General features: G+C 72.3%; 12 protein-coding genes and 2 CRISPR repeat arrays. Of the genes, 7 read left to right on the top strand and 5 right to left on the bottom strand.

The window, feature by feature from the left end:
* Nucleotides 1–5: 5 nt before the first annotated feature.
* Nucleotides 6–461: a CRISPR direct-repeat array (repeat unit 29 nt; unit sequence CTGCTCCCCGCGCCCGCGGGGATGGTCCC).
* 264 nt (nt 462–725) lie between these two features.
* The 3 genes from ACFY07_RS21950 to ACFY07_RS21940 all read left to right on the top strand — a co-directional run bounded on the left by ACFY07_RS21950 (nt 726) and on the right by ACFY07_RS21940 (nt 5,254).
* Nucleotides 726–1,928, top strand: coding sequence for an IS110 family transposase (locus ACFY07_RS21950; protein WP_390870814.1), 1,203 nt, complete (start codon nt 726–728; stop codon nt 1,926–1,928).
* Between the two features lie 50 nt (nt 1,929–1,978).
* Nucleotides 1,979–2,495: direct repeats of the CRISPR family, unit length 29 nt; unit sequence CTGCTCCCCGCGCCCGCGGGGATGGTCCC.
* Nucleotides 2,496–3,176: 681 nt separating this feature from the next.
* Nucleotides 3,177–4,295 carry a type IV toxin-antitoxin system AbiEi family antitoxin domain-containing protein gene (locus ACFY07_RS21945; protein WP_390870812.1) on the top strand — a complete coding sequence of 373 codons (1,119 nt, stop codon included), beginning with the start codon at nt 3,177–3,179 and terminating at the stop codon, nt 4,293–4,295.
* A gap of 38 nt (nt 4,296–4,333) precedes the next feature.
* Nucleotides 4,334–5,254 carry a nucleotidyl transferase AbiEii/AbiGii toxin family protein gene (locus ACFY07_RS21940; RefSeq protein WP_390870810.1) on the top strand — a complete coding sequence of 307 codons (921 nt, stop codon included), beginning with the start codon at nt 4,334–4,336 and terminating at the stop codon, nt 5,252–5,254.
* Between the two features lie 242 nt (nt 5,255–5,496).
* On the opposite strand, the gene ACFY07_RS21935 is transcribed toward ACFY07_RS21940, so the two are convergent.
* Nucleotides 5,497–6,900, bottom strand: a complete 1,404-nt coding sequence (locus ACFY07_RS21935; RefSeq protein ID WP_390870809.1) for a hypothetical protein — start codon at nt 6,898–6,900, stop codon at nt 5,497–5,499.
* Nucleotides 6,897–7,502 (bottom strand): RNA polymerase sigma factor, encoded by a 606-nt coding sequence (locus ACFY07_RS21930; RefSeq protein ID WP_390870807.1) that lies wholly within the window; start codon nt 7,500–7,502, stop codon nt 6,897–6,899. Before ACFY07_RS21930 ends, ACFY07_RS21935 begins: the two co-directional genes overlap by 4 nt.
* Nucleotides 7,503–7,885: 383 nt before the next feature.
* Here ACFY07_RS21930 and ACFY07_RS21925 point away from each other — a divergent pair, with 383 nt between their 5' ends.
* On the top strand, nt 7,886–8,206 hold the full coding sequence (locus tag ACFY07_RS21925) for a lamin tail domain-containing protein (RefSeq protein WP_390870805.1): 321 nt from the start codon (nt 7,886–7,888) through the stop codon (nt 8,204–8,206).
* Nucleotides 8,207–8,438: 232 nt separating this feature from the next.
* Here ACFY07_RS21925 and ACFY07_RS21920 read toward each other — a convergent pair whose 3' ends face one another.
* Entirely contained in the window at nt 8,439–9,122 is a 684-nt protein-coding gene (locus ACFY07_RS21920; RefSeq protein ID WP_390870803.1) for a restriction endonuclease, read from the bottom strand.
* A 400-nt stretch (nt 9,123–9,522) separates the two neighbouring features.
* Between ACFY07_RS21920 and ACFY07_RS21915 the strand changes: the two genes are divergently transcribed.
* The 3 genes from ACFY07_RS21915 to ACFY07_RS21905 all read left to right on the top strand — a co-directional run bounded on the left by ACFY07_RS21915 (nt 9,523) and on the right by ACFY07_RS21905 (nt 11,610).
* Entirely contained in the window at nt 9,523–9,804 is a 282-nt protein-coding gene (locus ACFY07_RS21915; RefSeq protein ID WP_390870801.1) for a hypothetical protein, read from the top strand.
* Between the two features lie 154 nt (nt 9,805–9,958).
* Nucleotides 9,959–10,762 (top strand): NAD-dependent epimerase/dehydratase family protein, encoded by an 804-nt coding sequence (locus ACFY07_RS21910; protein ID WP_390870799.1) that lies wholly within the window; start codon nt 9,959–9,961, stop codon nt 10,760–10,762.
* 179 nt (nt 10,763–10,941) lie between these two features.
* Nucleotides 10,942–11,610: a hypothetical protein gene (locus ACFY07_RS21905; protein WP_390870797.1), complete on the top strand. Its 669-nt coding sequence runs from the start codon at nt 10,942–10,944 to the stop codon at nt 11,608–11,610.
* 57 nt (nt 11,611–11,667) lie between these two features.
* Here the strand turns inward: ACFY07_RS21905 and ACFY07_RS21900 are convergent, their stop codons facing one another.
* Both ACFY07_RS21900 and ACFY07_RS21895 read right to left on the bottom strand, forming a co-directional pair.
* Nucleotides 11,668–12,252, bottom strand: coding sequence for an HD family hydrolase (locus ACFY07_RS21900; RefSeq protein ID WP_390870795.1), 585 nt, complete (start codon nt 12,250–12,252; stop codon nt 11,668–11,670).
* Between the two features lie 20 nt (nt 12,253–12,272).
* The gene (locus tag ACFY07_RS21895; protein WP_390870792.1) at nt 12,273–13,403 is read right to left on the bottom strand and encodes a helix-turn-helix domain-containing protein; all 1,131 of its coding nucleotides are present in this window, start codon (nt 13,401–13,403) and stop codon (nt 12,273–12,275) included.
* Nucleotides 13,404–13,431: the final 28 nt, after the last annotated feature.

Here is a 13,431-nt window from a genome sequence, read left to right as displayed (position 1 = left end):
GCGCTCTGCTCCCCGCGCCCGCGGGGATGGTCCCAGGCCCCGCCAGGTCACAGCAGATCCAGCCTGCTGCTCCCCGCGCCCGCGGGGATGGTCCCGAGAGAAAGAGACCGTCGTGAACGGTACCGGCCTGCTCCCCGCGCCCGCGGGGATGGTCCCAACCCGCCGCACAACGACGGCGGCCGGGCGCTCTGCTCCCCGCGCCCGCGGGGATGGTCCCAGGCCCCGCCAGGTCACAGCAGATCCAGCCTGCTGCTCCCCGCGCCCGCGGGGATGGTCCCGCCAATCCAACCGGCCAGCGGACCAACAGCGTCTGCTCCCCGCGCCCGCGGGGATGGTCCATACGACCCGCTACCAATGAGCCGCTGTCCGGCCTGCTCCCCGCGCCCGCGGGGATGGTCCCAGCCAATCCAGCGTTACGGCAGACTCTCCCTCCTGCTCCCCGCGCCCGCGGGGATGGTCCCCCGTTATCTTCTTCGCGGTCCCGCAAGGGGACCGCTGGCCTCCGGGCCCGGCATGACTGTTCCCCCCTGTCGATCGGATGACCTGGGGGGTGGTGTCACCGGGCCCGAGAGGCGTCGTTGGAGACGCTGATGAGAGGTCTGACCACCGCCCGGCCGGGCGCAATGCCCGGCCGCACCCGGGCGGCAGGTCTGCATAACGTGGATGCGCGCATACGACGCCGACGCCCTGGCCAGCACCACACGAACCCGGTTCGGGAGGATGGGTTGTACGACATCGACGACGTGGGCGTCTTCCTCGGCCTGGACGTCGGCAAGAGCGCCCATCACGGGCACGGGCTCACCCCGGCCGGCAAGAAGGTCTTCGACAAGCAGCTGCCCAACAGCGAGCCGAAGCTGCGGGCCGTCTTCGACAAGCTGGCCGCGAAGTTCGGCACCGTGCTGGTGATCGTGGACCAGCCCGCCTCGATCGGCGCCCTCCCCCTGACGGTCGCCCGGGACGCCGGCTGCAAGGTCGCCTACCTGCCCGGCCTGTCCATGCGGCGGATCGCCGACCTCTACCCGGGCGAGGCGAAGACCGACGCGAAGGACGCCGCGGTGATCGCAGACGCGGCTCGCACGATGCCGCACACCCTGCGCTCGCTGGAGGTGACCGACGAGATCACCGCCGAGCTGACCGTGCTGGTCGGCTTCGACCAGGACCTGGCGGCCGAGGCCACCCGCACCTCCAACCGGATCCGCGGCCTGCTCACCCAGTTCCACCCCAGCCTGGAGCGCGTCCTCGGGCCGCGCCTGGACCACCAGGCCGTGACCTGGCTGCTGGAGCGCTACGGCTCCCCCGCTGCACTGCGAAAGGCCGGTCGCCGCAGACCCCTCGAAGCGATCAGGCCCAAGGCCCCGCGCATGGCCGCCCGGCTGATCGACGAGGTCTTCGACGCCCTCGACGAGCAGACCGTCGTGGTCCCGGGCACCGGCACCCTCGACGTCGTGATCCCGTCCCTGGCCCGTTCGCTCGCCGCCGTCCACGAACAGCGCCAGGCCCTGGAAGCACAGATCGGACAGCTGCTCGAGGCCCACCCTCTTTCCGCGGTCCTGACCTCGATTCCGGGGGTCGCGGTCAGGACCGCCGCCACCCTGCTGGTCACCGTCGGCGACGGCACCAGCTTCCCCACCGCCGCCCACCTGGCCTCCTACGCCGGCCTCGCCCCGACGACCAAGTCGTCGGGGACCTCGATCCACGGCGAACACGCACCCCGAGGCGGCAACCGGCAGCTCAAACGGGCCATGTTCCTGTCCGCGTTCGCCGCCCTGCACGACCCCGCCTCCCGCACCTACTACGACCGATGCCGGGCCCGCGGCAAGACCCACACCCAGGCCCTCCTCCGCCTGGCCCGCCACCGCATCAGCGTGCTGTTCGCGATGCTCCGCGACGGCACCTTCTACGAACCCAGAACCCCACGCCTCGCTTGACGAAAGACATAGAGGCACCCCCCGCTTTTCGTCCCCGAATCCACGCCCGTCTGCTCCCCGCGCCCGCGGGGATGGTCCCCCGGCGTGCAGCATGTCGGCGGGGCCGGCGGCCTGCTCCCCGCGCCCGCGGGGATGGTCCCACGGAGGGAAACATCCCCCCGGTCTCCTCCCTCTGCTCCCTGCGCCCGCGGGGATGGTCCCAGTCAAGGCCAAGGCGAGGCCGCCGTAGCCGACTGCTCCCCGCGCCCGCGGGGATGGTCCCAGGCCGCTGGTCCACCCGGCCGGGGTGGCGGTCTGCTCCCCGCGCCCGCGGGGATGGTCCCCCGGTCTACTGGGGGAGGGACTGGCACTACTCCTGCTCCCCGCGCCCGCGGGGATGGTCCCAAGTCAGCGCCCTCCGATGCGGCCTCGGCGACCTGCTCCCCGCGCCCGCGGGGATGGTCCCTCCTTGATGGCGTCCGCGACGAGGTCCGCGTCCTGCTCCCCGCGCCCGCGGGGATGGTCCCCACGGCGGCGGCCTGGAGTCGCTGTACGCCCACTGCTCCCCGCGCCCGCGGGGATGGTCCCTTCGCCGAGCCGTTCTCATCCCACAGGTGCATGACGTTCGCCCACTACACTCACGCGCGCAGGCCTCTGAACAGGCAAAACGTCGAAGTCCTGCTGGAGTACTAGGCCGGCCGGGACGGACAGCCTCCACCGCGTAGACGGAATCCAATGGCACTACGAGCGCCCGCACGGCCAGGGCAGCGGGCGCATCCCCGCCCCTATCCAACGCGGCGGCGTGGGCGCATGCCTCGACGGGGGAGAGGAGCAGCGAGGGTCCGTGCAGTTGCCGCACGGCTCCCGCAGCCCGCCGACCGCCCAGGGAGCACGCACCCGATCGTGCGGCTTGCAGCTCGTCGACCGCGGTGCGCACTTGCTCACCGCGCAGAGCGCCCCGCTCCTGTGCAGGCCTGTGTTGCCCTGGTCGACCAGGCACGGACGTTGCCCGCAGGCCCGCGCCCCGGGCCCCCCACCGCACCCGTACCGCTGTATTCCAGGTGTGGTGGACGCCCCTGGTCGCCGATGACGACGAGCAGGCCGCTGGCGGTAGCAGGGCCAGCGGCGACAGTACCGTCCCGCGCGACAGGTCAGCTTGAAACAGACCACCTTTCGACGCAGAGATAGTTTCATCAATCGACGCTGATGCGCAGAGATAGTTACTATCAGGTGTAACTATCTCTGCCGTTGCCGTGTAACTATGGATGCATGAACCGTGCTGAGCAGTTGTCGCTCCTGGGAGGCATCGCCGCTGACCAATGGGGGCTGGTAACCGCCGCCCAAGCCAAAGAGGCCGGCCTGAATGGCGTACAGCTGCGGCGGCTGACCGAGGCCGGACTGCTGGAGAGCATCAGCCACGGCGTGTACCTGCTGATCGCCGCGGGCCAACCCCGGCACCTGGAGATCAAGGCCGCCTGGCTGCGGCTCCAGCCCGCTGCCCCTGCCTGGCAGCGCTCTCCCGGCGATCCCGACTCCGGGGTGGTCTCCCATGCCTCGGCCTGCCAGCTCCATGAGCTCGGGGACATCCCCGCCCCGAAAGTGGAGATCAGTGTGCCGCGCCGACGGGTGACCAACGACCCCTTCGTGCGCCTGCGCACCGCCGCAGTCGACCCCGCCGACATCACCCTGGTCGACGGCCTGCCCGTCACCACGGCCCACCGCACCATCCTCGACCTGCTGCACGCCAAGGCCGACGGCGGACACATCGGCGGTGTGATCGCCGAAGCCGAACGCCGCGACCTGATTACCCTTGATGCGCTTGCCGACACCGCGCAGCCGTTCGCCCGCAAGTACGGCCTGGCCCACGACGTCGACGGCCTCACCCTGATCGATCACCTGGTCGCCCAGGCCGGCGAGAGTCTGCGCCACCAGCAGCTCGAACGCGCTGCCGACCAGGGGTTCGCCACCGCCTTGCAACTGCTCGCCCCCTCTAACCCACCCCTCCTCGCCCCTGCCCTGCAGGAGATGATGCGGCAGCGCAGCGAGGAGCTCACCGCCTCCTGGCGCAAGGCTCTGAGCGACGCCGTCCCGGCGCTGACCTCGCCCCCGCTGACCCAGCTGCTGCACGAGGCCGCCGCACGGCCGGAAATCGAGGCACCGTTGCAGGCGGCCGCGGCCCGGATGCGCAAAGCTATGGAGGACGCCCTGCCGCAGCTCCTCCCGCTGGAGACGATCCGGCGGCTGCGCGAAACCGCCCAGGTCAACCCGGTTATGCTGCACGCGCTCCGCAGCACGCAGAACGACGCCGCAGCCGCATGGCGCGCCAGTCTGCACAAGCCGGACGGGAGAATGCTGCAACCGGCTGACAGCCAGGACCGCGAGGCCTAGGGTCGGGTGCTCCGCAAACCGCAACCAGAAAGACACCTGTGGGCAAGACCTACGCCTCACCGACCGCCTTCCAGAGCGCCCTGAAGACCGCCGCACAGCGCATGGCCAAGCAGCACGGCATGAGCATCTCCGAACTCGTGAACATCTTCTACTTCAACCGGCTGGCCGCGCGTGTCTTCGCCGCCGATCCGGACGGCTGGCTGATCAAGGGCGGCCAGGCCCTGCTGGTGCGCTACGAGGGCGCCGCCCGCCTGAGCGGCGACATCGACCTGCAGTGCGCCTCCCCTGAGCGCACCGTCGAGGAGGCCGCGGCCCTGCTGATCGAGGCGGCCTCCGAGGACCTCGGCGGAGACTTCCTGCGCTTCGCCCCCACCAAGTTCGCTGGCCACAGCGAGGAGGGCCGCGGGGGAGCGCAGTACTTCCAGGTCTACATCGGTACCAAGAAGGCGGCGACCGTCAAGGTCGACCTCGTCGTCGGCCGCACCCTCGCCGGCACCCCCGAGACGCGCACCCTGAAGTCCGCCGTCGACCTGGAATGGCCCGTCGACTGGCCCCAGGTCCGCCTCTACCCCGTCATCGACCACGTCGCCGACAAGATCTGCGCCATGTACGAGCGCCACGGTCCCAACGGATCTAACCGCTACCGCGACCTTGCCGACCTCCTCCTCATCAGCCAACAGGAGACCATCGACGGAGACCACGCCCACCAGGCCCTGCACCGGGAAGCCGAACGCCGCCGCCAGCTGGGGAACGGCACCACGCTGGTGCTCCCGGGTGCCTTCCAGCCTCCCGGACCCGACTGGCACGCCGGCTACCCGAAGCAGGCCGACCTGGTCCTGGGCCTGTGCGGCTGCCGCACTTTCCCCGAAGCTGCCCAGGCTGCCGCCGCGTTCATCGACCCGCTGCTCGACGGCTCGGTCAAGGGCCATTGGTCCCCCGCGCACGCCGCCTGGCAGTAGGCCACGCTCCAACCCCTGCCGGGGCCGGACCCGCCATCGCGGCAGGTCCAGCCCCGAACAGGGTAGCCCGCACCGTGGGCGCTGTCGGCAATCACGGCAGATGGACCACCGCATGCGCTCACTTCCCGGACGCCGCACCACTCACAGGCCCGGCCGGGCCCTGTGACGGCCCCCGAAGCCTGAGACGCCGCCAGCGCTGCAGCCGCCCGCTTCACGATGTGACGGTGACGGGAGAGGGGGGGTCATGCCAGTGATTGGTGATGGGAGTCCTCCTGTGCGGTCGGTCGTTCGTCCCGGGTGCTCGCCGCCGGGGTGGAGCGGTGGTCGGCCGGCAGGGAAGGCGCGTCGGCGGGGCCCTCCGGGCGGTGCTGCGCGAGCAACCGCTCGTAGGGACCGAACGCGATCGTGAACGCGAGGGAGGTATCGGGACAGGGCCGAACGTATGTGGCGGTCAGCCAGGTATGAAGCTTCCGGTATACGTCCTGCTCGCGGAGAACCCACAAGTCGCCCTCCGCCTGAGTCGTCCGGGTGCCTCCGACGGGGGAGCTGTGCGGGGCTCGACGGCCGCCCCAAGATTCGCACTGATCGTCCGCGGGGTAGGCCGCCGCAATCTCCGCCCCGTTCCACACGGGTGGCGAAGCCCGCCGCTCATCGCTCCATGTGCCGAGGAAGTGGTCCAGGACCACGCTGACGCAAGGCGAGTGCATCGTGCCCAGGTAGTACTCTTCCGGATGGACCCAGCGGGTGGACTCCGAGCCCAGGTCCAACCGGATGACCTCGCGCCACTGCTGCTGGACCGCGCGGCGCTGGCTGTCGCGCGGCCACTGGACAACCATGTGCATGGCGTGGGATGCGCCGCGGTCGCCGGTCAGCGCTGGCAAGTCCCCAATCTCAGCCCACCCGCCTACCGACCATGTCGCCGTCAGCGCCGGTCCCTGGCCGCAGCTGCGCTCCGCGGGCGGGAGAATCCCGCCTGACAGCTGCTCACGATCGACCGCCGCGGTGATGGTCCGCTCGGCGTCGAGGCGTGCCGCGGCCACCAGGTTCGCGGCCTCCTCGCGCGCCGCGGTGATGGTCCGCTCGGCGTCGAGGCGTGCCGCGGCCACCAGGTTCGCGGCCTCCTCGCGCGCCGCGGTGATGGTCCGCTCGGCGTCTCGCCGAGCAGCGGCCCTGGCCAACGCACCCCTCACCGCAGCGGAGGATGCGGCGGTATCCCAGGCCGGCAGGGCAGCCGCCGCATCGAGATGCTGCGCCTGGTGCAGCGCGCCGGTCTCCACTGGCGGGCACACATCCCATCGGTTGGCCCCGCAGCCCTGCGCGGCGCCGAAGCGCGCCTTGCCTGCCTGGGGGACTCCGCGGGCGGGGAGGCTATCTAGGTCCTGCTGCGCTCCGGGGACGTGGTAGCGGGCTGCCGTGCGCAGCCACCGGGCGGCCTGCGCGAACTCTCCGCGCTGCCGGTACTCTCGGCCCAGTGCGTGAGCCTCGTGCCCGAGGTCGGCCTGCTCGGCCTTGGCCCGCAGCAGTTCCGTCTGCTGCGGGCTCTGCCGCGCCATGTCCGCCATGAGGGCCGCGAAGCCCGTGGAGAGATCCTCGGGGCTCAGGGTGATCCGCTCACGGTGCGGTCCATCGTGCTGCTGGTGACTCACGTGCCCACCTCCTGCGGGGCTGTGGCGGCGGTGAGCTGGTAGGAGTCCAGCTCCGGAGACTCGGTGAGCCTCCTCTTCGCTGTTTTGAGGCTCTTCTTCACGTTGTCCTGGCCGGTGCCCATCACCGCGGCGCACTCGGCGACGGTGAGACCGTCGATGTGATGGAGCTGCAGCGCCTGCCGCTGGGCCTTGGTCAGGCTCTTCAGAGCGCGGTGGAGGTCGATGCGCGCGTCGGCGTCGGCGTACACATCGCGCCGGTCCGCGAGCGCGGCCGCCAACTCCTCCAGGTTCTCGCCCTCGACGGGAAGCATGCGGCCGTCCTGCTTCAGGTGGTCCACCGCCCGGCAGCGGGCGATCTTGTAGAGCAGAGCTGCCGGTGCTGGATGCTCGGGATGGTCCCTCCACCAGGCGAAGGCCTGCATCCAGGTCTCCTGGCACAGCCCATCCGCCGCTTCACGGCCCACGCGCCGGACGAAGAAGTTCAGCAGCTTCTCCGCCTCCTGGGTGTAGAGGGCCTCGCACCGCTCCTCCGTCAACTGGACCCCGCTGGCGCCGATCGCCGCCGAGGAACCCTGGCCGGAGCCCTTCTGCTCCCCACTCACCGGACCTGCCTCGCCGCCCGGCCCCGCCGACGCGCACCATCCGCCCGGCGACCGGGCCGAGCGCGCCCGACAGGACCCATACTCGCGGAGTCACCGGGCCGACTGAGCCTGACCGTACCGGCGGTGGTGCCGGCCGCCCGGAGCCCCGCCTGCCCCGAGCCGACCTCCACCGACCACTCCCCACCCGCCGCCCGGTGCCGCACCCGCACGCACTGCCCCTGGTCACCCAGCGCTGTCACCGCCAACAGCAGTTCCCGGGCGGCTGCTGCCCGCACCCACTCCCGCCACCCCCAGACCAGCACCCCCAACAAGCAGGGGATCACCCCGCCTGGCTCCACAGCGTCCAGCATCTGCTTCTCCGCCCCGTTCCTCGTCGGTTGCCGTTGCCCTCTACATCGCACGGCCCGTCGAAACGGGTACTGCCAACTCCAAGATTTTTTGGTCCGCCGCACCTCCGGCACGGCACCCACCCGCCGGGCAAGGTCTCCCTCGCCGACGGCCACCGCTACGGCTTCGGTCACCTACGCCTGGCCCCGCACCGCGCGATCACGGTCCACACCCGCTCCGGCCTCGACACTCGCCGGGATGTCTACCAGGGCAGCCGCGCGTACGTATGGGACAACGGCGGGGACACCGCCACCCTGCGCGACGACCGCGGCCACCTGGTGGACCACGAGTACTGGGGCCACCACCACTGGCCCTGAACCACATGGTGAGGGCCACCCCCGGCCGGGCCGGCTGGGGCTGCCCTCACCGCGTCCGCGGGGATGGTTCCGAACACCACTGAGTGACCGCGGCTGAGATCGTCTGCTCCCCGCGCCCCGGGGATGGTTCCGCCAATGGCGAGATCTGGATGCGGAACCTCTGCTGCTCCCCGCGCCCGCGGGGGACGCGGTCAGCGACAGTCGTTCGTCGGACGTCGTGCGGATCGACGGGTCAGTGCCAAGGGGCGGGGCCGGTCTGGGCGGCCCAGCGGGCGAGGGCGTCGTGGTCGACGAGGCGTATCGCGACGCCGGGGTGGGCGGCATACTCGCGGGCCGCCCGGGTGAAGCCGGACGTGGTGACGGCGGCGACGAGGTCCGCGCCGTGGACCTGCCGGGCGGTCCCGCCCACCTTCTGCAGGTCCGGCGAGCCGACCTTGTTCGCCGGCGCGTAGCGCTTGGCCTGGATGACGATGCGGCGTCCCGTCGGGGTGGTGGCGATGACGTCCGCGCCGAGGTCCCCGGCGCCTCCCACCACCTTCACGTCCCGGCAGCCGTCCCGCCGGCAGAGCCAGGCGAGGGCCTCCTCGAACTGCTTCGGGGTCATGGCCATGTAGTGGGTGATGCCTGCTCGGTCGGCCATCAGCTGCCGCCACCGGGCCGCTGCGGCCGCCCGCCGGGCGAGGACGACGGCCGCGGCACCGGCGGCGGCCAGGGCCGCGAGGACGAGGACCACCGGATGCCTGCCCACCCACTGCAGGACGGCGAGCACGAGGACGAGGACGGCGCCGACGGCGATGAGGGTGTCGCTCGCGGTGCTGCGGCGGCGGGAACGCCTGCGGACAGGCCTGCGGACGGCGGTGCGCCGTGCGGCGGGTCGGCGTCGGCGGGTGGAAGGTCGGCGTGCGGCAGTGGCCAAGGTGTCCCCCCGGAGTCGTCGGCCCGTCCAGTGTGGAGGAGGGGTCCGACAGTCCGTCAGGGCGCATTCGGACACGACGGGGCACTCCAGGGCCCCGCGGTTCAGGGTTGAGGACGTCTACTGCGGCGCGGTGCCGCGGCCGGGTGCGGCCGGGGGCAGGGGTGGCTGCCGAGGGCCTCGGCCGCCGGGTGGAGCGGTCCGGGGCCCGGCCCGGCGGGGTGTCCGCGCGACCGGAGGGCCCCTCGTCCACCGCCGCCATGCCCGTCCCCGCACCCTCGGACATCCGCGCCTCAGGGCGGAGCCGGCTGCCTGGACGGTGGGCGGGGCGGTGTGTCAGTGGCCTGTGGTCTGATGGGCGCTCGCGGACAGGCACAGTGACGTGACGTCCCAGGGGGGAAGCATGCGGCGCATCGACGTCTCCGGGTACACCAGATCCGACGGCACCCGTGTCCGGGCCCACACCCGGCTGATCAAGGGGTTCAGCGACGGCACCCTGCTCGCCGTCGTGGGCGCCGTCATGGCGTTCAACGTCAGCGGCACCATGAGCCGGACCGGTCCGGACGGACCGGGCGGTACGCCCCGTGAGGTCCCCGCCGTCCATCAGGGGGTCGTCTTCCGGCCCGGGCACCTGCCCGTGCCCGGTCCTGCCGTCACGGTGCGCGTCGGCCCGCAGCACCCCTGATACGCGGCGGGTCCGGGGTGCCGGCGCTCGTCAGGAGTCCTCGCCTGCTGCTCAGGAGGTACCCAGACCCGCTCACGTCATCTCCCCACCGTCTTGATGGGTGGAGCACAGGCCGCGATGATGCGCGGAGTCGCCGAAACCCGAAGGGGACGCAGTGGATCTGGGAACAGTGGCGATGACCGGCGCGGCGGGGACCATCGGTTCCGTGGTGCGCAAGGCGCTGCGGAGGGATGTCGGCCGCCTGATCCTGCTGGACCGGGTGCCACTTCGTCCGGAGGCCGAGAATGAGGACGTCCGCACGGTCGACCTGCGGGATGCAGCCGCCCTGGAGGCGGCGCTCACGGGGGCCGACCGCGTGCTCCACCTGGGCGGGATTCCGGACGAGGCCCGTCTCCCGGACCTGCTCGAAGCCAATGTGCTCGGCACTCACCACGTCCTGGAGGCGGCGCGGCGGACGGGAATCGAGCGGGTGGTGCTGGCCAGCAGCAACCGTGTGACCGGCTTCTACCCCGTGGGAGAGCTCACCGGTCCGCAGGATCCGGTACGGCCTGACGGCCTGTACGGGGTGAGCAAGGTGGCCGTCGAGGCCCTCGGGCAGCTTTACGCCGACAAGTTCGGCCTGTCCGTGATCTGCCTGCGCATCGGCAGCTTCGAGCACATGCCCACCGAGGCCCGGCATCTGGCGACATGGCTGAGCCCGCGCGATGCCGTCGGCTACGTCCGGGCCGCACTGACCGCTCCGCCGTCCACCCGCTTTGCCGCCGTGTACGCCGTCTCCGCCAACACCCGCCGCTTCTGGGAACTCCCCGATCCGTCGGTGCTGGCCTACGCCCCCGTTGACGACGCCGAACTCCATGCCGGGAACATCCCCGGAGCAGACTTCCCGATCGACCCCACCGCGCCCCAGGCCGGCCCCTACGCGCTGCCCGAGTTCACCCTCGAACACCTCAGGTCCTGAACTGCACTCCCGCTGCAGGGGCATGCTCTCGCGACACCCTTCCCTGAGGAACGACGGGCATGAGTGAAGATCTCGAGGAGCGCCGACCGGAGCGAGTCGAGACCGCAGTGGCCGCCGTCCCCAGTGGGCCCCGCCGGGAGCGCGGCGGGTTGTCGGTGGGGTGGTGTTCGATGGGCGTCATGTCCGTTCACGATCTGGTCCGCCTGCTGCCCGACCCCGCCGTCCTGCGGGCCCGCTGTCGGGCGGTCGCGCTGCTCGACACGATCCTCAGCGTCTACGAGCCCATGCACGGGTTCGCCGTCGACTGGCGCCCGGGGGTCGATCTGGCGTCGATGGACAACGGCTCGGGCGACCAGTACGCGGTCGTCTTCGACCCGGCCGGGGTGTTCCTCTACGGGTTCGACCATGAGAGCGACGCCACCCCGTGGCGCGAGGAGCCCCGGGCCCACTGGCCCGGGCTGCTCGACGGCCTGCCCGCCGCGCTCGCGCCGTACCCGCAGGCGCCGGAGTTCCAGTTCGACGGCTTCTTCGACGCGACGGTATGCGCGTGGCGCGAGGCGGGCGCCACCCGGTGGCAGTGCGGGCCGGTGGCGTTCGCGCCCGGCGAGACGGACGGCGCCGACCGGCTCTTCGACCTCCTCGCCGACGGCAGCCCGGAGGCCTACGTGGCCTTCGCCGAGGACTACTACGGGAGGCGCTGCGATCGGGACGCCGTCGCGGCTCTCCTGGCGGGGGCCCCGCTTGACCGCCGGACGGTGGCGGCGCTCTCCGCGACGGCGGACTTCGCCGCCGTCGCCGCCCGGGCCCGGGCCCTGGGCCATCCCGTCCAGGAGGAGCCGGCGCCCTGACGGCACGGCTCCGCGCCGGGGCCCGCGCGCGTGCGGGCCCGGGCCCGGAGGGAGCCGTCAGCGCAGGTAGGTGCGCTGCCACTCGGTGACGGACATGGTCTGCGCGGCCGCGGCGAGCCGCTGCGCGGAGGGGGTCTTGAGCTTGGCCCGGGTGGAGTCCACCCACTCCTGGGCGGCGCTGTAGCCCTGCTGCAGGTACTCCAGGCCCTGGAGCATGCAGTCGAGCTTGTCGGCGTCGTGCGCGACGACCACCTCGGGGGAGCTGCCGGTCTCGTACTCGGCGACGACGGCCTTGATGCCGTCGGCGACCGCCGGATGCGCGTCGGCGACCTGGTCGGCGGTGACGGCCTCGTTGGAGGCGGCGGTGAGGTAGCGGCGTCCGATCCAGGGGATGTCGCCGACGCGGGTCTCCTGCGTGTCGTGGAAGGTGCACAGCAGCGCGACCCTGGCCGGGTCGGCGCCCTCCATCAGGGCGAGGACGGCGCCGATGACGGCGGTGCGCCAGGAGTGCTCGGCGATGGTCTCGGGGTCCTTGACGCCGGCGATCCACCAGCCGGACCGCTTGGCCCGCTTGAGCATGCCCATCTCCAGGAGGTAGCCGACGGTGCCGGTGTCCTCGGGGGTGTGCTGCTGCTCGTCCATGGCGGCGTCCTCTCCGGAGATCACATGCGGTGCAGCCTCAGACCGTAGTGGAGGGACTCCAGCTCGGCACGGGATTGCCGGGACACCGCACCGCTGTCCAGCAGCCTCGTGACGCGGCGCCCCAGGTCGCCGGTCAGCTCGGGGTCGGCCGCCGACAGCAGGCCGCGGCGGGAGCCGACCAGGGCCCACACGGAGTGCACGTTGAGGTCGATGCAGCCCAGGTGCGGGGCGAGGCGGCCGGTCAGGCGCCGCAGCAGTGCCAGTCCGTCCCAGGAACCGGTCGGACGGGTGGCCATGAAGGAGTCGTCGGCCTGGGGCAGGGTGTCCACGCCCAGCCAGTACGCCCAGTAGTTCAGGTTCGCGGTCTCACCGAGGCCGCCCAGGCCGTCGGCGATGAAGGCGTGGATGGCGTCGGTGTCGCCGTGCCGGGTGAGGGAGGCCGCCACGGACCGCTGGTCGGCCCAGTACGGGGTCCAGCGGTCGCGGCGCGGCGAGGGCAGGCGGCGGCGCATCCCGGCCAGCCATGCGGCGGTGTCGGGGGCGTCGTCGTAGGAGCACAGGTACAGGGCCTGACGGCGCAGCAGTGCCCCGTCCTCACCCGCGCGGTGGCCGAGCACGGCGGCGGCCCGCATGTGGTCGAAGACGGCGCGGCGCTCCCCGGCGCCGAGGAGGGGCGCGGCCGCGGTCCGGCCGTGCCGGCCCGGCGGCGGCGCGGGTACGGACGTGGGGAGGACGCCGGTGAGGGCCCAGGCCAGCATGTGGGTGGTGTCGCGGGTGACGACCCAGCCCGACAGGGGGTGGTCGCGCGGGTCCGCCGGGGGCGGTCCGGCCAGGGCGTGGGCGAGGACGGCGTCGGCGTCCAGCGCCTCCTCGAGGAGGACGAGCAGGGCGGGGTCGGCACCCAGGCGCAGCAGGGTGCGGCGCACGTCGCGCAGGCGGCCGGTCTGCGTGGCGGTCAGCGGACGGCGGCCCGACTCCCAGCCCTGGATGCTGGTGGTGTCCATGCGCAGGTCCTCGGCGAGCTGCTGCTGGGTGCGGCCGGTCCGTTCGCGCGTGATCTTGAGCAGCCGGCCTGCGACGACGCCCTCTCTCGGGGCGGCCTGACCGGCGGTCCGTGCCCTTGGTCCACCGCCCGGCCGCTGAGCAGGCATGTCCGTCTCCTCTGCAGGAGTTCCCCGT

It is taken from the genome of Streptomyces sp. NPDC001380 (assembly GCF_042895785.1).
GTDB lineage: Bacteria > Actinomycetota > Actinomycetes > Streptomycetales > Streptomycetaceae > Peterkaempfera.
The sequence above is the reverse complement of the archived record's forward strand: the minus strand, read 5'-3'. Positions and strand labels throughout refer to the sequence as shown.